Annotated in this window: 16 protein-coding genes; 8 read left to right on the top strand and 8 right to left on the bottom strand. The window is 59.4% G+C overall.

The genetic code is table 11. From position 1 onward, the window contains the following. Nucleotides 1–201: 201 nt before the first annotated feature. The gene (gene panC / locus QZQ97_RS23190) at nt 202–1,056 is read right to left on the bottom strand and encodes a pantoate--beta-alanine ligase (protein ID WP_311995342.1); all 855 of its coding nucleotides are present in this window, start codon (nt 1,054–1,056) and stop codon (nt 202–204) included. Nucleotides 1,057–1,078: 22 nt separating this feature from the next. Further along, on the bottom strand, nt 1,079–1,873 hold the full coding sequence (gene panB / locus QZQ97_RS23195) for a 3-methyl-2-oxobutanoate hydroxymethyltransferase (protein WP_311995343.1): 795 nt from the start codon (nt 1,871–1,873) through the stop codon (nt 1,079–1,081). Between the two features lie 159 nt (nt 1,874–2,032). Here panB and qseB point away from each other — a divergent pair, with 159 nt between their 5' ends. Together qseB and qseC are read left to right on the top strand one after the other, a co-directional pair. Then, nucleotides 2,033–2,695 carry a quorum sensing response regulator transcription factor QseB gene (gene qseB, locus QZQ97_RS23200; RefSeq protein WP_311995344.1) on the top strand — a complete coding sequence of 221 codons (663 nt, stop codon included), beginning with the start codon at nt 2,033–2,035 and terminating at the stop codon, nt 2,693–2,695. Then, nucleotides 2,692–4,050 carry a quorum sensing histidine kinase QseC gene (gene qseC / locus QZQ97_RS23205; RefSeq protein WP_311995345.1) on the top strand — a complete coding sequence of 453 codons (1,359 nt, stop codon included), beginning with the start codon at nt 2,692–2,694 and terminating at the stop codon, nt 4,048–4,050. The genes qseB and qseC overlap by 4 nt, the downstream gene beginning before the upstream one ends. A 30-nt stretch (nt 4,051–4,080) precedes the next feature. Here the strand turns inward: qseC and folK are convergent, their stop codons facing one another. The 6 genes from folK to thpR form a co-directional block, all read right to left on the bottom strand. Continuing rightward, on the bottom strand, nt 4,081–4,572 hold the full coding sequence (gene folK / locus QZQ97_RS23210; RefSeq protein ID WP_311995346.1) for a 2-amino-4-hydroxy-6-hydroxymethyldihydropteridine diphosphokinase: 492 nt from the start codon (nt 4,570–4,572) through the stop codon (nt 4,081–4,083). Beyond that, entirely contained in the window at nt 4,572–5,891 is a 1,320-nt protein-coding gene (pcnB, locus tag QZQ97_RS23215; RefSeq protein ID WP_311995347.1) for a polynucleotide adenylyltransferase PcnB, read from the bottom strand. The genes folK and pcnB overlap by 1 nt, the downstream gene beginning before the upstream one ends. A 295-nt stretch (nt 5,892–6,186) precedes the next feature. Continuing rightward, the gene (gene gluQRS / locus QZQ97_RS23220) at nt 6,187–7,086 is read right to left on the bottom strand and encodes a tRNA glutamyl-Q(34) synthetase GluQRS (protein WP_311995348.1); all 900 of its coding nucleotides are present in this window, start codon (nt 7,084–7,086) and stop codon (nt 6,187–6,189) included. A gap of 195 nt (nt 7,087–7,281) precedes the next feature. Beyond that, nucleotides 7,282–7,737, bottom strand: coding sequence for an RNA polymerase-binding protein DksA (dksA, locus tag QZQ97_RS23225; RefSeq protein WP_006321065.1), 456 nt, complete (start codon nt 7,735–7,737; stop codon nt 7,282–7,284). A 182-nt stretch (nt 7,738–7,919) separates the two neighbouring features. Continuing rightward, nucleotides 7,920–8,627, bottom strand: a complete 708-nt coding sequence (gene sfsA / locus QZQ97_RS23230) for a DNA/RNA nuclease SfsA (RefSeq protein WP_311995349.1) — start codon at nt 8,625–8,627, stop codon at nt 7,920–7,922. Beyond that, nucleotides 8,624–9,166: an RNA 2',3'-cyclic phosphodiesterase gene (gene thpR, locus QZQ97_RS23235; RefSeq protein WP_311995350.1), complete on the bottom strand. Its 543-nt coding sequence runs from the start codon at nt 9,164–9,166 to the stop codon at nt 8,624–8,626. Before thpR ends, sfsA begins: the two co-directional genes overlap by 4 nt. Nucleotides 9,167–9,222: 56 nt before the next feature. Between thpR and hrpB the strand changes: the two genes are divergently transcribed. The 6 genes from hrpB to fhuB all read left to right on the top strand — a co-directional run bounded on the left by hrpB (nt 9,223) and on the right by fhuB (nt 20,588). After that, nucleotides 9,223–11,685, top strand: a complete 2,463-nt coding sequence (hrpB, locus tag QZQ97_RS23240) for an ATP-dependent helicase HrpB (RefSeq protein ID WP_311995351.1) — start codon at nt 9,223–9,225, stop codon at nt 11,683–11,685. Nucleotides 11,686–11,906: 221 nt separating this feature from the next. Then, complete coding sequence (gene mrcB / locus QZQ97_RS23245; RefSeq protein WP_311995352.1) at nt 11,907–14,405, top strand: bifunctional glycosyl transferase/transpeptidase; 2,499 nt, start codon at nt 11,907–11,909, stop codon at nt 14,403–14,405. A 246-nt stretch (nt 14,406–14,651) separates the two neighbouring features. After that, nucleotides 14,652–16,850, top strand: coding sequence for a ferrichrome porin FhuA (fhuA, locus tag QZQ97_RS23250; RefSeq protein WP_311995353.1), 2,199 nt, complete (start codon nt 14,652–14,654; stop codon nt 16,848–16,850). A 47-nt stretch (nt 16,851–16,897) separates the two neighbouring features. After that, on the top strand, nt 16,898–17,695 hold the full coding sequence (gene fhuC / locus QZQ97_RS23255; protein WP_004947844.1) for a Fe3+-hydroxamate ABC transporter ATP-binding protein FhuC: 798 nt from the start codon (nt 16,898–16,900) through the stop codon (nt 17,693–17,695). Continuing rightward, nucleotides 17,695–18,603, top strand: a complete 909-nt coding sequence (gene fhuD, locus QZQ97_RS23260) for a Fe(3+)-hydroxamate ABC transporter substrate-binding protein FhuD (protein ID WP_311995354.1) — start codon at nt 17,695–17,697, stop codon at nt 18,601–18,603. The genes fhuC and fhuD overlap by 1 nt, the downstream gene beginning before the upstream one ends. Next, entirely contained in the window at nt 18,600–20,588 is a 1,989-nt protein-coding gene (gene fhuB, locus QZQ97_RS23265) for a Fe(3+)-hydroxamate ABC transporter permease FhuB (RefSeq protein WP_311995355.1), read from the top strand. Before fhuD ends, fhuB begins: the two co-directional genes overlap by 4 nt. The last annotated feature ends 265 nt before the right edge of the window (nt 20,589–20,853 follow it).

The raw sequence follows: 20,853 nt of genomic DNA on the forward strand, positions 1-20,853 counted from the left end.
GGCTGCACCGATCACCTCTGTCGCATGGTTGTCTATGCTCCCGGGGATTGATGGGCTTGCCGCCATGACGCAACTCCAATTATTTAGGGTATATAGAAGCGATTGGGGTTGAACATCCATCCGGTGTTTATCGTCACCGATAACGCCACCCTTGTCTACTTTCGGGTGGGCTACAACAGTGACGATTGCACAAAAAGTAACTTATAGCGTCAGATCAACCTGCTGATTGTCGATCAGTCGCGCCTTGCCCAGCCAGGCAGCCATCAGTACCACTGCGCGTTGGCTTTCGACTCCCAGCGGTTGCAGGCTGTCGGCGTCACGGATAAACAGTTCGTCCGGGGTGAAACCGGCGGCGCGCAGGTGCGCGGCGGTTTGCTCCAGCAGATCGTCAACGTGGCGCTCGCCGTTGCTGAGCTGTTCTGCCAATGCATTCATGATCTTGCTGAGCTGAGGCGCGATTTTGCGTTCTTCTGCGGTCAGGTAGCCGTTGCGCGAGCTGAGCGCCAGGCCGTCTTTAGCGCGCACGGTCGGTACGCCGACGATATCGATGTCGTACCCCATGTCCGCCACCATCTTGCGGATCAGCGCCAGTTGTTGATAATCCTTCTCGCCAAAACAGGCCAGATCCGGCTGCACCAGATTGAACAGTTTGCTGACGATGGTGGCGACGCCGCGGAAATGACCAGGGCGGCTGGCGCCTTCCAGCATGGTGGAAATGCCCGGCACGTCGACATAGGTGTGCTGCTCCAGCCCCTGTGGGTAGACATCGGCCGGCGCGGGTGCGAACACCAGGTCGACGTTGCGGCGGGTCAGCTTTTCGCTGTCCTCCTGCAAGGTGCGCGGGTAGCGTGCCAGATCGTCAGGGCGTTCGAACTGCATCGGATTCACGAAAATGCTGACCACCACGATATCGGCACGCGCTCGGGCTTCATCAACCAGCGTCATATGGCCTTCGTGCAGGTTGCCCATGGTAGGGACCAACGCGATGCGTTTGCCGTCCTGGCGCCAGCGGCGGATCTGCTGACGCAGCAAAGGCAGGGTTTCGATAATAATCATTGATAGCTCCTGGAACGATCGCTTAATTAAAAGAGTGTTCTTCAGCGGGGTAAGCGCCTTGCTCCACTTCCTGCATATACTGTTGTACCGCCAGGCGGATATCGCCGCTTTGCGCCAGGAAATTTTTAGCGAATTTCGGCGTATGGCCGCCGGTAATGCCAAATGCGTCGTGCATCACCAGGATCTGGCCGTCGGTCACGTTGCCGGCGCCAATGCCGATCACCGGAATGGACAGCGCTTCGGTGATCTTGCGTGCGAGTTCGGTCGGTACGCACTCCAGCACCAGCAGTTGCATGCCGGCCAGCTCCAGATTTTGCGCATCTTCCAGCAGTTGTTTGGCGGCGAGCTCGTCACGGCCTTGCACCTTGTAGCCCCCGAATACGTTCACCGACTGCGGCGTCAGGCCGAGATGGCCGCACACCGGCACGGCGCGCTCGGTGAGCATTTTCACCGTTTCGCACAGCCAACTGCCGCCCTCCAGCTTCACCATATTGGCACCGGCCTGCATCAGCTCGGCTGCGTTGGCGAAGGCCCGTTCCGGGGTGGCGTAACTCATGAAAGGCATGTCAGCCAGCAGCAGGCAGGCCGGGGCACCACGGCGCACGGCCCGGGTATGGTAGGCGATGTCGGCGACGGTGACCGGCAGAGTGGAGTCGTGGCCCTGCAGCGTCATGCCCAGCGAATCGCCCACCAGCAGTACTTTAACGCCTTGCTCTTCAAACAGTTTGGCAAAGCTGGCATCGTAGGCGGTCAGTGAAGCAAACTTGCGTTGCTCCTGTTTCCACTGGCGCAAATGGGTCACGGTGGTGGGTTTCATCACTACGTCTCCTGAATAGAGCCACGCGATACGCGCAGGGCCCTGGCTGCAAAAAAGTGCTGTCATTCTACTGTAACCCCAACGGGGTGGGTAGCGCAGATCATGAAGCTTAAGGGGTTCTTAAGAACCTTGTGATGTAATAGCGAAAAAGGGGCGAGCATGCGAATTCTGCTGATAGAAGATGACAAGTTAATCGGTGACGGCATCAAGGCCGGGTTGACCAAGCTCGGTTTTAATCTGGACTGGTTTACCGACGGGCTGGTCGGTAAAAATGCGCTGGAAAGCGCGCCTTACGATGCGGTGATTCTCGATCTCAGCCTGCCGGGCCTGGATGGGCTGGATCTGTTGCGCCAGTGGCGCCAGGCCGGTCATGACGTGCCGGTGCTGATCCTTACCGCGCGCGATGCGCTGGAACAGCGAGTCAGCGGCCTGCAGAGCGGCGCCGATGATTATCTGTGCAAACCTTTCGCCCTGGCGGAAGTCGCGGCGCGCCTGCAGGCGTTGATCCGCCGCCGTCATGGTCAACTGATGCCGCAGTTGGTGCATGGCAACCTAGTGTTTGACTCCGCCACTCGCAGCGTGAGCTTCAACGGCGAACCGGTAACCTTGACGCCGCGTGAGCTGGCGGTGCTGGAGCTGTTCCTGCATAACAAGGGGCGAGTGCTGGCGCGGCCGCTGATCCAGGAAAAACTGTACAACTGGGATGATGAAGTCAGCAGTAATGCCGTGGAAGTGCATATCCATCACCTGCGGCGCAAGCTGGGTAACGGTTTTATCCGCACCATTCACGGCGTGGGCTATACGTTGGGGGAGGCACCGTGAAACATCTCAGCCTGCGATTGCGGTTGATCCTGATTTTCAGCCTGCTGGCGCTGGTGACCTGGTGTGCCGCCAGTATGGTGGCGTGGATGATGACGCGCGACAACATCAATGAAGTGTTTGATACCCAGCAGATGTTGTTTGCCAAGCGCCTGGCGACCGCCAATCTGGGTGATCTGCTGGCCGACGAAAGCGTGCGCAGCCTGCCGAAAACCAAGAAGTTGGTGCATCACGGCAAGCGGGGCAAGCAGGATGACGACGCGTTGGCGTTCGCCATCTTCGACCGTAACGGCAAGATGGTGCTCAACGACGGTGAAAACGGCGCGGATTTCCGCTTTGACGGCGAGCGCCAAGGTTTTACCGATGGCGAACGGCGAGGCGACGACGACAGCTGGCGGCTGCTGTGGCTGACCAGCCCGGATGGCCGTTATCGTATCGTGGTCGGGCAGGAGTGGGATTACCGGCGGGATATGGCGCTGGGCATGGTAACCGGGCAACTGCTGCCGTGGCTGGTGACGTTGCCGATTTTGATGCTGTTGATCGCGCTGATGGTGGGGCGTGAACTGCGGCCATTGCGCGCGGTGGCCGCCGGGCTGCGCAAACGCGCACCGGACGACGCTACGCCATTGGATGCGCGTCAGGTACCGACCGAAGTCAGGCCGTTGGTGGATGCACTGAACGCGTTGTTTACGCGCATCAATGCGCTGCTGGTGCGTGAGCGGCGTTTTACCTCAGACGCCGCCCATGAGCTGCGCAGTCCGTTGGCGGCGCTGCGGGTACAGACGGAAGTGGTGCAATTGGCCGGTGACGATGAGCCGATGCGCGAGCACGCGCTCGACAACCTGACGGTGAGCATCGATCGCGCTACCCGGCTGGTGGATCAGTTGCTGACACTGTCGCGGCTGGATTCACTGTCAGATCTGGCCGATTTGGAGCCGATCGACTGGAGCCGGCTAGTGCCGATGACCCTGGCGGAGCAGGATCGCCATGCTTATGCCGCCGGCGTCACACTGCGTTACGAACAGCAGGGCATGCCGGCGCCGTTACAGGGGCAAGCGTTGCTGCTGTCGCTGCTGGTGCGTAATTTGGTGGACAATGCGGTACGTTACACGCCTGCGGGCGGCACCGTCACTGTGAGGCTTACAGAGCGCTTGCTGACGGTTGAAGACAATGGGCCGGGAGTCACTACGGAACATCTGGCGCGGCTGGGGGAGCGTTTCTATCGTCCGCCGGGTCAGGAGCAAACCGGCAGCGGGTTGGGGCTGTCTATCGTGCAGCGCATCGCCGGCTTGCACGGGCTGCATATCAGCTTTGCCAATCGGACAGAAGGCGGGTTTATTGCCAAGGTGATGTTGTAGGGCGCACATGCTGCGCCCGATTCAGGCTTTTTACTTGGGCTGATGCCACAGTTCCATGCCATTCTTCGGTACGCGTTTCAGGCAACTGGCCAGCGACTCACCGTCCGGGAACACCAACTCGGGGGCGATTTCCGCCAGCGGGTAGAGCATAAACTCGCGTTCTTTCAGGCCGTAATGCGGCACTGTCAGGCGATCGGTATGAATAACCTGCTCGCCATACAGCATGATGTCCAGATCGAGGGTGCGCGGGCCCCAGCGCTCATCTTTGCGCACGCGGCCCTGATTGCGTTCTATCGCTTGGGTATGATCGAGCAGTTGTTCGGCGGGCAGCAAGGTATCCAGCGCCACCACCGCATTGAGAAAGTCCGGCTGGTTCTGCGGCCCCAGCGGCTTGGTGCGGTAAAACGACGAACAAAGGATCAACCGGGTGCGCGGGAGATGCTCCAGCGCCTCCAGTGCGGCTTTTACCTGTTGCAGCGGTTGCGCCAGGTTACTCCCCAGCGCGATATAAACGCGGATCATTATGCTCCTTCTTTACGCGGCGTCCGGCGGCGAGGGCGACGCTGACGCGCGCGGCGCGGCGCGGGGTCGTCACCCAAAGTGCTCAACATGGTTTTTTGACGCGCCGGCGTGGCTTCCTGGAACTCGCCCCACCATTCGGTCAGACGCAGCATTTCCTGGTTTTCTTCCACTTCGGCGCGCAGCGCCAGCAGATCGTAAGCGGCGCGGAATTTCGGATGTTCCATCAACTTGTGCGCACGCTTGCCCTGACGGCGAGACAGACGCAACTGCAATTGCCAGATATCACGAACCAATGTGGTGATGCGTTTCGGGATCGCCAGTGAACGACACTGTTCGTCCAGCACGTCATTCATCGCCAACGCGAAGGCGTCGTAATACGCCAGCCCGCTTTCTTGCGCCAGTTTCTGCGCATGCTCCAGCAGCGGATACCAAAGCATAGCAGCAAACAGGAACGCCGGATTGACGCGCATGTCGTTCTGCAACCGATAATCGGTGTTTTTCAGCACCTGCACCAAAATACGCTCCATCGGCGTGTCGTGGGTAGGCGTAAAGTGGCGTGCTATCTGCGGGAACAGCGGCTGGAACAGCTGGTATTCGCACAGCTTCAAATAGGTTGGATAACCGTAACCTGCCTGCAGGAGCTTGAGCGATTCCTCAAACAGACGCGCCGGCGGGATTTCATGCAGTAACGAAGCCAGGCGCGGGATAGGCTCGGCGGTTTCGTCACTGATGCTCATGTCCAGCTTGGCGGCAAAGCGCACCGCGCGCAGCATGCGCACCGGATCTTCGCGGTAGCGGGTTTCCGGATCGCCGATCAGGCGAATCACGCCCTGCTGCAGGTCACGCATACCGTCGACGTAATCACGCAGGGTGAAGTCCGCCACGCCGTAATACAGGCTGTTGATGGTGAAGTCGCGGCGCTGAGCATCTTCTTCGATCGAACCGAAGATGTTATCGCGCAGCAGCATGCCGTTTTGGGCTTGCTGGGACGAGTTTTTGTCAGATTCCTGCGTTTGCTGCTCGTGGTGGCCGCGGAAGGTGGCGACCTCAATGATTTCCGGCCCGAACATCACATGCGCCAGACGGAAACGGCGGCCGACCAGGCGACAGTTGCGGAACAGCTTGCGCACCTGATCCGGCGTGGCGTTGGTGGTGATGTCGAAATCTTTCGGCTTTTTACCGAGCAACAGATCACGCACGCCGCCACCGACCAGATAGGCTTCGTAGCCGGATTTGTTCAGGCGGTACAATACTTTCAGCGCATTCTCGCTGATGTCTTTGCGTGAGATTGAATGCTGATCTCGTGGGATCACGGTCATGGGGCCGGTACCCTCTGCGGCGGGAAAAGGGGGGCGCTTACGCGGCGCAGGCCGGCGGGCAGGGGTTTCTCTGCCGCTTTCGGCACGCCGAGGTTGTTGCTGCGCGGCAGGCTGTTCAGCGGCCACGCTTTCTTCGCGGACTACGTTTTTATCGCTGGCCGGCGCATCATCGCGGGGCAGCTTGTCATCGCGGATTAGTACCTTACGGCAGAAATTGGCTACTCGGGTAAAAATGGTACACCTCGATAGTGACTGATAAAAATGGAGCTAACAAAAAATAGCGGCTAATCATAGCTCACCATGGCTCCTTTGAGAATGCCGATGTGTTTTCATCCACCTGGCGCGGCACATTTTCTAACGTCCAGTGTGCTATAGCCCAGCTCAATAATAACGACAGGTCAAGATCTTGCCAGCTTTCCGGCAGCGGTTGACGCAGAAATTTCAGCGCGGCGATCAACACCGGGCGCGGATCGCCTTCAGGCAGCGCGGGCGCATGATTTTGCTTCGACAGCTTGATGCCGTTTGCACCCAGCGCCAGCGGCAGATGCACATAGGCGGGGAGCGGCGCCTGCAACTGATGATACAGCGCAATCTGGCGCACCGTCGGTTCAATCAGATCGGCGCCGCGTACGATTTCGGTCACGCCCTGGAAATGGTCGTCAACCACCACTGCCAAATTATAGGCAAACAACCCATCACGTCGGCGAATGATAAAATCTTCCCGCGCCAGCGCCGGATCGGCCCGCAACTCGCCCTGAAGGCGATCGTGAAAGGCGTAAACCGGGGCGGATTGACGTAAACGGATAGCGGCGCCCTGCGGGCCAAGATGCAAATCGCGGCAGTGGCCGTCATACAGACCGCCAATTTGCTGGATACGACTGCGGGTGCAATTGCAGAAATAGCTAAGCCCCTGTCGTTGCAGCTGATCCAGGGTTGCGCGGTAGGCTTCGTGACGTTGGGACTGATAGATGACCTGGCCGTCCCAGAGGAGACCATAGCGTTCCAGTGCGGATAAGATACGGACGGCCGCACCGGCGACTTCGCGCGGGGGGTCAATATCTTCAATGCGAACCAGCCACTGCCCGCGTTGGGCACGAGCCTGGAGGTAGCTTCCCAGAGCGGCAATCAGCGAGCCGAAATGCAGATCTCCGGAAGGCGATGGGGCAAAGCGCCCCACATAATGACTTTCTTGCATATCAGAGGGGAAACTTTCCCTTTTCTCTGTGTGGCGCACGTTGGAGCGTGCGCCACAGCGGTAACATACTCGTTATACTTGAAACTGCATCGGTGTTGGCTGCGCTTGCTTACCCGAATCACTTACCGAAGTAAGCTCATCGGGATGTGCAATCTTGCCGCCTTGATGCAGCTCCAATCATTTAGAGTAGCGGTATTAGCCGGCCATCTGCTTTTCGCGGATTTCTGCCAGGGTCTTGCAGTCGATGCACAAATCGGCAGTCGGACGCGCTTCAAGGCGACGAATGCCAATCTCCACGCCGCAGGATTCGCAGTAGCCGAAATCTTCGTCTTCTACTTTCTTCAGCGTTTTCTCGATCTTTTTGATCAGTTTGCGTTCACGGTCGCGGTTACGCAGTTCAAGGCTGAACTCTTCTTCCTGTGCGGCACGATCTACCGGATCCGGGAAGTTGGCCGCTTCGTCTTGCATATGCGATACAGTACGGTCCACTTCGTCCCTGAGCTGGTTGCGCCACGCTTCAAGAATAAGCTTGAAATGCTTCAACTGGGCGACGTTCATGTACTCTTCGCCCGGCTTCTCTTGGTACGGCTCCACCCCAGCGATGGCGAGAATGCTCAAGGACGAGGTTTTACGGGTTTGCCCTTCTTGCATGTTGCTTCTCCTACATACACACGCACTATCGAATCCCCAATGCGGGGGAAAAACAGGCCGCTATAAATAACAGATGGAAGGTAGGTTGGCAATTATTCCTGTCGCCTGCTTGACAATGGTGTGAAGGAAGGCGTATTTGGCGACGCGATGACCGGTTGTTGAATTATTGGTGCCCGATGCCGCTAATCGATAAAAAACGGTAACTTATCGCAGAGAGATATACCGTCAGGTGATAATTTAGCCCCATAACAAACGACTTCTACTCCCAACTGCCGAACCTGTGCCAACAGTGCCGCATAACGCTCATCTATATGATGTGCCGGTGCGACCTGTCCGATTCCGCTATGTAACACGGCAAAAAACAAAACCGCCCGCTGCCCGCTTTCAACCACACTGAGCAACTCACGCAGGTGCTTTTGTCCTCTGAGCGTTACTGCATCAGGGAAGTAACCACGTTGTTGTTGCAGTAATGTGACTGACTTAACTTCAATATAGCAGTTAACCCTGTTTTCTGCCTGTAATAACAAATCGATACGGCTGTTTTCACTGCCATATTTCACTTCGCCGATGATTTTACTGTAACCGGATAATTCATTGATTAAATTCCGTTCAATGGCTTCGCGCACCAATCCGTTGGCGCGCAGGGTGTTGACGCAGATCCAATCCCCTTGTTGGGTGTGCGTCAGCTCCCAGCTGTGGGCGTATTTGCGTTTTGGGTTGTCCGAGGTGGAGTACCAAACAGTATCGCCGGGCGTAGCGCAGCCGGTCATGGCCCCCGTGTTGGCGCAGTGCAGGGTGAAGATTTCACCTTCAGGGGTGATCACATCGGCCAGAAAACGTTTGTAACGTTTAATCAGCGTGGCGCAACGCAGCGGTGGGGTGAAAATCATGGGGTATCCTGATGGGCTAAAGGCCATTGTTCAAGCGGGTGATAACGCGTGCGGCCGTTCTCAAATACCGATTGGTACAGGGCGAAGGAGTCAGCGCTGAAGATCCAGCCCGGCGTAGCGGGCGGAACGGCTACGGGTTGCGTCGCAGAGCGCAGCAGGGTGATGTGCGGATGAAACGGCATCGGGCTTTGATAGCAACCGCTGCGGGCCGCCTGCGATCGCAACAATTCGGCAAGCTGCAAGACCCCTCGCGGCGCGCGGCGCGTGCCAAGCCACACCACGCCAGGACGCGGCCAGTGGCCAAGATCGTCCAGCACCAGGCTGAAGCCGGGTTGGATAATGCGACCGGCCAACTTTTTCAGCGCCGTTTCCTTTTGAGCGCTGACGTCACCGAGAAACGCCAGCGTCAGGTGCAGGTTAGCCGCGGCGACCGGCCGACCGGCTTCAGGCGTGAAGGCTTCGGCGCGCCAGCGGATCACCTGTTGCTGTAGCGCATCAGGCAAGGTCAGGGCGAAAAACAGGCGGCGCGAATTGGACATAGATACCCGGCAAGTGAATGAAACGCAGAGTCTAATGCTACAATGTGCGCCGCCCAATGTTAACCACCACGGAGAGTTCTGTGTCTTCACTGCCCGTCAGTGCAGTTCTTGATGAATTGCTCACTGCGCTGCAATCCGCCCCGCAGGTGTTGCTGCACGCGCCCACCGGCGCAGGCAAATCGACCTGGTTGCCGCTGCAGATCCTGGCTAAAGCCGGGCTGCCGGGCCGCATCATCATGCTGGAGCCGCGCCGGTTGGCGGCGAAAAACGTGGCGTACAGGTTGGCGCAACAGTTGGGGGAAGAGCCGGGCCAGACCGTGGGTTACCGCATGCGCGCCGAAAGCAAAAGCGGGCCGCATACCCGGCTGGAGGTGGTAACCGAAGGCATTCTCACCCGCATGCTGCAGCAGGACGCCGAGCTGCAGGGCGTCTCGCTGGTGATCCTCGATGAATTCCATGAACGCAGCCTGCAGGCCGATCTGGCGTTGGCGCTGTTGCTGGACGTGCAACAGGGGCTGCGAGACGATCTCAAACTGCTGATTATGTCGGCGACGCTGGATAATGCTCGTATGACACAGCTGCTGCCGCAAGCGCCGGTGGTGGTGTCCGAGGGGCGCAGCTTCCCGGTTGAACGCCAATATCAGCCATTGGCCAGTCATCAACGGCTGGAGGACGGTGTGGCGGCGGCAGTGAAACGTCTGCTGTCCGAACAGGGCGGATCGCTGCTGCTGTTCCTGCCCGGCGTGGCGGAAATCAATCGGGTGCTGGAACGGCTGAACGGTGAAGTGGCGGCCGATACCGACCTGTGCCCGCTGTATGGTGCATTGCCGCTGGCGCAGCAACAAAAAGCGATTCAACCGTCGCCGGCCGGGCGCCGCAAGGTGGTGCTGGCGACCAATATTGCAGAAACCAGCCTGACCATCGAAGGGATTCGGCTGGTAGTGGACAGCGGGTTGGAGCGCGTGGCGCGTTATGACGTGCGTAACGGCCTGACGCGGCTGGTGACGCAGCGCATCAGCCAGGCGTCGATGATCCAGCGCGCCGGCCGTGCCGGGCGCTTGGAGCCGGGTATTTGCTGGCACCTGTTTGCCAAAGATCAGGCTGAACGCGCAGCGGAACACGCCGAACCGGAAATCCTGCAAAGCGATCTCGCCGGTTTCTGGCTGGAGCTGTTGCAGTGGGGCTGCCATGACGTTGGGCAACTGATCTGGCTCGATCGGCCGCCTGAAACGGCGCTGGCAGCGGCCAAAAGGCTGCTGCAGCGTCTCGGCGCTACCGACGGGGCCGATAAATTAACCGCACGGGGCCGGCAGATGGCTATGCTGGGCTGCGAACCCCGGCTGGCGGCGATGCTGACCTACGGCACTGAGCAGGGAGCGGATGGGGTGGCGACGGCGGCCGCGCTGGCGGCGTTGCTGGAAGAGCCACCGCGCAGCGGGCAGATGGATATCGGCTACTGGCTGAGCCGTCCGCAGCCGAACTGGCAGCGCCGTGCCGCCCAGTTAGCGCGGCGTTTGCAGCCGCGCAGCGGGCAGATTGACGTCGAGATGGCTCCGCGCCTGCTGGCGTTGGCGTTTACCGATCGCATCGCCCAGCGACGCGGTCAGGATGGCCGTTACCTGCTGGCCAACGGCATGGGCGCGGCGATGAATCAGGATGAGGCGCTGTCGCGTGCGGCGTGGCTGATCGCGCCAAGTCTGCTGCAGGGCCACAACAGTCCCGATGCGCGCATTCTGCTGGCGCTGCCGGTGGAAATTGATGCACTGGCGGCGCAACTGCCGGCGATCGTTTCCCAGCAGACCGCGGTGGAGTGGGATGAAGAAAAGGGCACGTTGCGCGCCTGGAGGCGCCAGCAGATTGGCCGCCTGACGCTGCGGGCGCAGCCGTTGGCCAAACCGGCCGACGAAGAGTTGCAACTGGCGCTGCTCAATTGGGTACGGGCTCAGGGTATCGCGGTGCTCAACTGGGATACCGCCGCCGAACAGCTGCGTTTGCGTTTGCAGTGCGCGCAAAATTGGTTGCCGGACGCCACCTGGCCGCCGGTCGATGACGAGTCGCTGCTGGATCGGCTGGAGCAATGGTTGCTGCCCTCCCTGAGCGGCGTACGAGATATGCGCGGGTTGAAGCAGGTCAATATCGCCGACGCCCTTGCGCGCCTGCTGGACTGGCAGCAAAAGCAGCGGCTGGATAATGCGTTGCCCACTCATTACACTGTGCCGACCGGCAGCCGTTTGCCGATTCGCTATGATGCCGGCAAACCGCCGGCGCTGGCGGTGCGTTTACAGGAAGTGTTCGGGGAACAGCGCAGCCCAATGCTGGCCGAGGGTCGCATCCCGGTGGTGCTTGAGTTACTCTCACCGGCACACCGACCGCTGCAAATCACCGGCGATTTGGCGGCGTTTTGGCAAGGTGCCTATCGAGAAGTGCAGAAAGAGATGAAAGGGCGCTACCCGAAGCACGTGTGGCCGGATGATCCGGCGAATACCGCCCCCACGCGGCGCACGAAAAAATATCAGTAACCCCCGTCATACTTGACGCCGCATCTGTGTTGGCTGTGCTCACTTACCCGAATCACTTACTAGAGTAAGCTCATCGGGATAAGCTCTCTTGCCACCTTGATGCAACGCCAATTATTTAGGGGGAGAATTCAGATGTTTCTTCTGTTCAGCGGCCTGGCGTCGGGACAGATTAAGCGACTAATAATGGCCGGCAGTGCCGCCAAGTCTGGAGAATGACAGCAATGGCTGGGGATGACCGCGAGCCCATCGGGCGCAAAGGGAAACAACCGAAACGCACCGCGTCGGGCAAGCCGCCGCGCCGTCGCCGAGACGACGATTATGATGATTACGAGGAAGACGAGCAGCAAGATGATGAATATGAAGACGAGGAGGAAAGCGTGCCGCGTAAGGTAAAAGCGACTCCGCCGCGTAAAAAACGCCGTTGGCTTGGCCTGCTTATCAAACTGATTCTGGTGGTCGCGGTTCTGTTGGCGATCTACGGCGTGTACCTGGATTCGCAGATCCGCAGCCGCATTGACGGCAAGGTCTGGCAGTTGCCAGCGGCGGTCTATGGCCGCATGGTCAACCTGGAACCGGGCATGCCGTACAGCAAGAAGGAAATGGTCGATCTGCTGGAAGGCATGCAATACCGTCAGGTTAGCCGCATGACCCGTCCGGGCGAATTTACCGTGCAGGCCAACAGCATCGAGATGCTGCGCCGCCCGTTTGACTTCCCGGATGGTAAAGAGGGGCAGATCCACGCACGCCTGGATTTCCAGAACAACCGTTTGGCGAAAATCGAGAACATGGAGAACCAGCGCAGCTTCGGGTTCTTCCGTCTCGATCCGCGCCTGATCACCATGTTGCAGTCACCGAACGGCGAACAGCGTCTGTTCGTGCCGCGCGCCGGTTTCCCGGACCTGCTGGTGGATACGCTGATTGCCACCGAAGACCGTCATTTCTACGAGCATGACGGCATCAGCCCGTACTCCATCGGCCGTGCGGTGCTGGCGAACCTGACCGCCGGTCGCGCGGTACAGGGCGGCAGTACCCTGACGCAGCAGTTGGTGAAGAACCTGTTCCTGACCAATGAACGCTCGCTGTGGCGTAAGGCCAACGAAGCCTATATGGCGCTGCTGGTAGATTACCGTTACAGCAAGGACCGTATTCTTGAGCTGTATCTGAACGAGGTGTACCTCGGCCAGAGCGGCAGTGATCAGATCCGCGGTTTCCCGTTGGCCAGCCTGTATTACTTCGGTCGCCCGGTGGATGAACTGAGCCTGGATCAGCAAGCGTTGCTGGTGGGGATGGTGAAAGGTGCGTCGCTGTATAATCCGTGGCGCAACCCGACGCTGGCGCTGGAGCGCCGTAATCTGGTGCTCAAGCTGCTGCAAAACCAGGGGGTGATCGACGCCGAGCTGTACAACATGCTCAGCGCGCGGCCACTGGGCGTGCAGCCGAAAGGTGGGGTGATCACGCCGCAGCCAGCGTTTATGCAGATGGTGCGTCAGGAACTGCAGGCCAAGTTGGGCGACAAGGTGAACGACCTGTCCGGAGTGAAAATCTTCACTACGCTGGATCCGGTTTCTCAGGATGCGGCGGAAAAAGCGGTCGAAGACGGCATTCCGGCGCTGCGTGCCGCTCGCCACGTGAAAGATTTGGAAGCGGCGATGGTGATTGTCGATCGCTTCAGTGGTGAAGTGCGCGCCATGGTCGGCGGTGCAAATCCGCAGTTCGCCGGTTTTAACCGCGCGATGCAGGCGCGCCGCCTGGTCGGGTCGCTGGCCAAGCCGCCAACCTACTTGACCGCGCTTTCCGAGCCGGACAAATACCGCCTGAATACCTGGCTGGCGGATCAGCCGCTGTCGCTGAAACAACCGAATGGCAGCGTGTGGCAGCCGAACAACTACGACCGTAAATTCCGCGGACAGGTGATGCTGGTGGATGGCCTGGCCTTCTCGCTCAACGTGCCGACGGTGAATCTGGGTATGGCGGTCGGGCTGGATCAAATCAGCGCCACCTTGCAGCGCCTGGGTATTCCGAAAGCGGAAATCAATCCGGTGCCTTCGATGCTGTTGGGGGCGATTGGCCTCACGCCGATGGAAGTGGCGCAGGAATACCAAACCATTGCCAGCGGCGGTAACCGTGCGCCGCTGTCTGCCGTGCGTTCGGTGATCGCGGAAGATGGTTCGGTGCTGTACCAGAGCTTCCCGCAGGCGGAACGCATGGTGCCGGCTCAAGCCGCTTACCTGACGTTGTACGCCATGCAACAGGGCGTAGCGCGCGGGACCTCCCGTTCTCTGTCGGTGAAGTTCCCCAACTACAACCTGGCGGCGAAAACCGGTACCACCAACGATCTGCGCGACAGCTGGTTTGCCGGTATCGACGGTAAAGAAGTGGCTATCGCCTGGGTTGGCCGTGATAATAACGGCCCGGCCAAGCTGACCGGTGCCAACGGCGCGTTGACTCTCTATCGCCGCTACCTGGAAAACCAGACGCCGCTGCCGCTGATGCTGCAGCCGCCGGAAGGCATCAACCAGATTGGCATCGACGCCGGCGGTAACTTTGTCTGTGGCGGCGGTGGGCGTAGCATCCCGGTGTGGACTGATAATCCGCAAGGGCTGTGCCAGGCAAGCCAGGCTGCTCAGCAGCAGCAACAACAGCAACAACAGGCGGGTGAGCAAAAAGACGGCGACGGCGTCGCCGGCTGGATCAAGGACATGTTCGGCCAAGGGCAGTAAGTTGGCGAGCGGCTAATCCCCGTTGCAGAAAAGTTTTTTGTTGCAGGCCCGTAACTTCAGTTGCGGGCTTTTTTATTTTTGCGCGCTTTATTTCCACTCGGTTAATGCGGCTAAACGGTGAATCCCCAACTATTTACTGGCTGAATTCGACTTGCAGTTTAATTTGGCTTCTGCATAAAATGCGTCGCTTATAATAATTATTATCGTTTACATTCGTTATCAAATAATTCATCAGAGAAACCACCTATGCCGACCAAGCGTCCAACTTCATCACGGGCCATGAAGGGCCGTTCTCCCATTAGTGGGTTAGCGATCACTATCGCTACCGCGCTGGGTACGCTGGCGATGCCGGCATTTTCTGCCGAAGCCAATCCGGCAACCAAGGAAGACACTCTTACCGTGGTGGGCAGCAGCCAGCCGCAACAGGAAAGCGCCTGGGGGCCGGTCGGCACCTACGTGGCCAAGCACAGCGCCACCGGTACCAAAACCGATACGCCGATTGAAAAGAATCCGCAGTCGGTTTCCGTAGTCACGCGTGAAGAGATGGACATGCGCCAGCCGGATACGGTGAAAGGCGCGCTGGCTTATGCGCCAGGGGTTTACGCCAGCCGTGGCAGCTCCACCACCTATGATTCGGTGGCCATTCGCGGTTTCCCGGCGGTAAACACCAACCAGTATCTGGATGGGCTGCGTCTGCAGGGCGATAACTACAGCGAGGCTTCCATCGATCCGTATTTCCTCGAGCGCGCCGAACTGTTGCGCGGGCCGGTGTCGGTGCTGTATGGCAAAAGCAGCCCTGGCGGCCTGGTTTCGATGGTCAGCAAGCGGCCAACGACCGAACCGCTGCGCGAAATCCAGTTTAAAATGGGCACCGACAATCTGTTCCAGACCGGTTTCGATTTCAGCGATGCGCTGGACGATAACGGGGTCTATTCCTATCGTCTGACCGGCTTGGCAAAAGACAGTGACGCGCAGCAGAATATGAGCAAAGAGAAGCGTTACGCGATTGCGCCTTCCTTTAGCTGGCGTCCCGATGACAAGACCAACTTCACGCTGTTGGCCAACATTCAAAACGATCCTTACACCGGTTATTACGGCTGGCTGCCGAAGCAGGGCACGTTGATCCCGCTGCCGGACGGCAGCAAATTGCCGACAGATTTCAATGAAGGCGAAGCCAGCAACTACACCTCACGCAAGCAGCGGATGATCGGCTACAGTTTCGAACACGCCTTCAACGATACCTGGGCGGTGCGTCAGAATCTGCGCTATATGCAGTTGGAAACCGACCTGAAGAGCATTTACGGCAGCGGCGTTTCCGCCGCAACGCCGACGACGATCAACCGCGCTTATGTCCAGTCGAAGGAACATCTGAACAGCTTCTCGGTGGATACTCAAGCGCAGGCCAAGGTGAAAACCGGCGATGTCGATCATACGTTGTTGTTCGGCGTGGATTACATGCGCATGCGTAATGACATCAATTCCGGCTTTGGCACGGCAGACAGCCTGAGCATGACCCATCCGCAGTATGGTAACGACGGCTATGCCATTACTTTCCCTTATAATTATCTGAACCGTCAGGAACAGACCGGCCTGTATGTGCAGGAACAAGGCGAGTGGAACCAGTGGGTGCTGACGCTGGGCGGCCGTTACGACTGGGCGAAGACCTCCGCCTTTAACCGCAACCTGGGCACGACGGATGAACAAACCGACGGGCAGTTCACCTGGCGCGGTGGCTTGAACTACCTGTTTGATAATGGCATCACGCCGTACTTTAGCTACAGCCAATCGTTCGAACCTAATTTAGGCACCACCGCCGGCGGCAGCACCTTTAAGCCTTCGATCGGCAAACAATTTGAAACTGGTGTGAAATACGTGCCGAAGGATCGCCCGATCGTCCTGACGGCGGCGCTGTACCAGCTGACCAAAAATAACAACCTGACGACCGATCCGGATAATATTTTGTTCAGCACGCAGAGTGGGGAAATTCGTTCGCGCGGTGTAGAGCTGGAGGCCAAGGCGGCGCTGAACGCCAACGTCAACCTGATCGCGTCTTATACCTATACGGATGCCAAGTACACCGAAGATACCAACTTCCAGGATAAGCCGACGCCGGAAATTCCCAAACATATGGCCTCTTTGTGGGCGGACTACACCTTCCACGAAACGGCGGTCAGCGGCCTGACGTTGGGCTCCGGCGTACGTTATGTCGGCACCAGTTCCAGCTTCAACAGCGCCGACAACAGCACCTTTAAAGTACCGGATTACACGCTGGTGGATGCGACCATCAAATACGATCTGGCGCGCTTTGGCCTGCCGGGTTCTTCAGTTGGCGTCAATATCAACAACCTGTTTGACAAGACCTACGTTTCAAGCTGTTATCGCGACTACGCCTGCTATTGGGGCGCAGAACGTCAGGTGGTCGCCACCGCAACCTTCCGTTTCTAACCGGGTAATCGGGGCGGCGGATCGCCGCTCCGAACAGAGTAGGGCCTATGCAGGATAAACACCTCGATCACGACGCCACTTTCGCGTTAGACAACGTCAGTTTTGCCGTTCCCGGCCGCGTGCTGTTACAGCCGCTGTCGCTGACCTTTCCTCAGGGCAAAGTCTGCGGGTTGATCGGCCACAATGGTTCCGGCAAATCCACCTTGCTGAAAATCCTTGGTCGCCACCAGAACCCGACCGCCGGCAGCGCGCAGCTTAACCGACGCCCGCTGGCGCAATGGGACAGCAAAGCCTTTGCGCGTCAGGTCGCTTATCTGCCCCAGCAACTGCCTGCCGCAGAAGGCATGACGGTACGCGAGCTGGTGGCGATCGGCCGCTATCCGTGGCACGGCGCGTTGGGCCGCTTTGGCGTGAACGACCGTGAACAGGTGGAGGAGGCGATAGCGCTGGTTGGCCTGAAGCCTTTCGCCAACCGCCTGGTGGACAGCCTGTCCGGCGGCGAGCGTCAACGCGCCTGGCTGGCGATGATGGTGGCGCAGGACAGCCGTTGTCTGCTGTTGGACGAGCCGACCTCCGCGCTGGACATTGCGCACCAGGTTGAGGTGTTGGCGCTGATTCAACGTCTGAGCCATGAACGCGGCCTGACGGTGATTGCGGTGCTGCACGACATCAATATGGCGGCGCGCTACTGCGACCATTTGGTGGCGTTGCGCGGCGGCGAGATGATTGCGCAAGGCGCCCCGCTGGAGCTGATGCAAGGCCCGGTGCTGGAGCAAATTTATGGTATTCCAATGGGCACGCTGGCGCATCCGAGCGGCGGTGCTCCGGTGAGTTTTGTCTACTGATGTCTGCTTCCTCCGATTTTCAACACGATCCCGTACGTCGCCGCCTGCTGACCGCCATGGCGCTGTCGCCGCTGCTGTTTTCTCTACCAGGGCGCGCGGCGGTGACGCCGCCCGATCTCACGCGCATCGTGGCGCTGGAATGGCTGCCGATTGAGCTGCTGCTGGCGCTGGGCGTCACGCCGCTGGCGGTGGCGGATATCCATAACTACAACCTGTGGGTGGAAGAGCCGAAAATGCCGGCGTCGGTTATCGACGTGGGCCAACGCACCGAACCAAACCTGGAGTTGCTGCAACAACTCCAGCCTTCGCTGATGCTGCTGTCAAAAGGGTACGGGCCAACGCCGCAAAAATTGGCTCCCATAGCGCCGACGATGAGTTTTGGCTTCAACGACGGCAGCGGCAAGCCGCTGACGGTGGGCCGGAATTCGTTGCAGCAACTGGCACAGCGGCTGGGGCTTGAGGCACGCGCTGAACGGCATCTGATGCAGTTCGACCGGTTTATTCAGGATGCACGCCAACGTCTGCATTCTTACACCAAACAGCCGCTGTTGTTGTTCTCCTTGCTGGATACGCGGCATGTGCTGATTATCGGCCAGAAAAGCCTGTTCCAGGAGGTGATGGAGCAGCTTGGCATCCAGAATGCCTGGGAAGGGGAAACCAACTTCTGGGGCACGGCGGTAGTGGGCATCGAGCGCCTGATTGCGGTGAAAAATGCGCGGGCGATTTATCTCGATCACGGTAACCAGGCGATGATGGAAAAAGTCAGTTCGACGCCGTTGTGGCAGGCTTTGCCTTTTGTGCGTCAGAACCAACTGCGGCAGGTGCCGGCGGTCTGGTTCTACGGCGCGACGCTGTCGGCGATGCGTTTTTGCCATCTGCTGGAGCAGACGCAGGAGAGCTATTCATGAGCGCGCGCATCCGGGTATTACCGCTGACGTTGATCTTGTTATTGCTGGCGACGGCGGGCGGTTTGACGATCTACAACCTGTTGCAACAGCTGCCTTGGGCGCTGTGGGCGCAGGCGATGCGCGCGCCGAATCACGACGATGTACGTCAGATGCTGTTCCATTACAGCCTGCTGCCACGGTTGTCGGTCTCCCTGTTGGCCGGGGCCGGGCTGGGGCTGGTCGGCGTGTTGTTCCAGCAGGTGCTGCGCAATCCGTTGGCGGAACCGGCGACGCTGGGCGTATCCGCCGGTGCGCAGCTCGGCTTGACTATCGCTACCTTGTGGATGCTGCCTGGCGGCGAGATAACTCGCCAACTGGCGGCAATGGCCGGGGCGATCCTGGTCGGTGGGCTGGTGTTTGGCGTAGCCTGGGGTAAACGCATGTCGCCGGTGACGCTGATTCTGGCCGGTCTTGTGCTGGGGCTGTACTGCGGTGCGGTCAACAGCCTGTTGGCGCTGTTTAATTACGATCAGCTGCAGGGATTGTTCTTGTGGAGCACCGGGGCGTTGAACCAGCAGGACTGGAGCACTGCGCAATTTATCCTGCCGCGCCTGGTGGTGGCCGGGCTGTTGGCGGTGCTGCTGCTGCGCCCATTGACGTTGCTGGGGTTGGACGACGGCGTGGCGCGCAATTTGGGGCTGGGGTTGTCGATGGCGCGTTTTTGCGCGCTGGCGGTGGCGATTATCTTCAGTGCGATGCTGGTGAATGCGGTGGGCGTGATCGGTTTTATCGGTCTGTTTGCACCCTTAATGGCAAAAATGCTGGGGGCGCGTCGGCTGGCTCATCGCATGATACTGGCGCCGTTGCTGGGCGCTTTGCTGCTGTGGCTGACCGATCAGGTGATGATTTGGCTGACGCAGGTTTGGCGTGAGGTCCCGACCGGTGCGGCGACCGCGTTGTTTGGCGCTCCGCTGTTGTTGTGGCTGTTGCCGCGCCTGCGTAGCGCCGCCACGCCACCGCCGATGAACCTGGGCGACAAGGTACCGGCCGAACGCGGCCATCTGCTGGGCTGGGTGACGGTAGCGGGGATTGTGCTGCTGGCTGGCATCGCCCTCGCACTGATGTTCGGGCAGAACGCCGCTGGCTGGCATTGGAGCTATGGCGCAGAACTGGAATCATTGATGCCGTGGCGTTGGCCGCGGGTGCTGTCCGCGCTGGCCGCGGGCATGATGCTGGCGGTGGCCGGCACCTTAATCCAGAAGCTGACCGGCAACCCGATGTCCAGCCCGGAAGTGCTGGGTATCAGCTCCGGTGCGGCTTTTGGCGTGGTGGTGATGTTGTTTATCGTACCGGGTGATGCCTTCGGTTGGTTGCTGCCCGCCGGTAGCCTGGGGGCGGCGGCAACGTTGCTGGTGATTATGGTCGCCGCCGGTCGCGGCGGTTTTTCTACCGAGCGCATGCTGCTGGCCGGCATCGCGCTCAGCACGGCGTTTACCACCACCATTTTCCTGCTGCTGGCCAGCGGCGATCCGCGGATGGGCGGGCTGCTGACCTGGATTTCCGGCTCAACCTATTCGGTGACTTCGGAGCAGGCGATCCGTACTGCCATCATTGCGGCAACGCTGATAGTGCTGGCACCGCTGTGTCGCCGTTGGCTGACCATTCTGCCGCTGGGCAGCGCGACCGCCCGCTCGGTGGGCATTGCGCTGACGCCGGTGCGGGTGGTGATTCTGCTGCTGGCCGCCACGCTGACCGCCATGGCGACGTTGACCGTGGGGCCGCTGAGCTTTATCGGCCTGATGGCACCGCATATGGCGCGTATGCTGGGCTTCCGGCGCGCATTGCCGCAGATGGTGATTGCCGCACTGTTGGGCGGCCTGCTGATGGTGTTCGCCGACTGGTGCGGCCGGATGGTGATGTTCCCGTATCAAATCCCCGCCGGGCTGCTGGCGACCTTTATCGGCGCGCCGTATTTCGTTTATCTGCTGCGTAAACAAACCTCGTAGCCGTCATCGCAACGCCCGTTTCTGCCATCAAAGGCTCAGCATTGCTGGGCCTTTGTCTTTTTTGTTTTCAGTGGGTTGTAACGTTTTGCGCAAGGTTGCGCAGAAACGAAATTTAGCGCAGAAAGGGCCGCCAAAACCTGGGGAGAGACGCATATACTGCGCACGGGTGCTCTGGCTCTCTGCCGAGAACCAAGGAAAGGAGCCCATTACACTCAAATTACCTTGGCGTCCATAGTACGCCACCTGGTGTACTATGTACCTCAAC

This window comes from Serratia sp. root2, from assembly GCF_031931805.1.
Taxonomy (GTDB): domain Bacteria; phylum Pseudomonadota; class Gammaproteobacteria; order Enterobacterales; family Enterobacteriaceae; genus Serratia; species Serratia inhibens.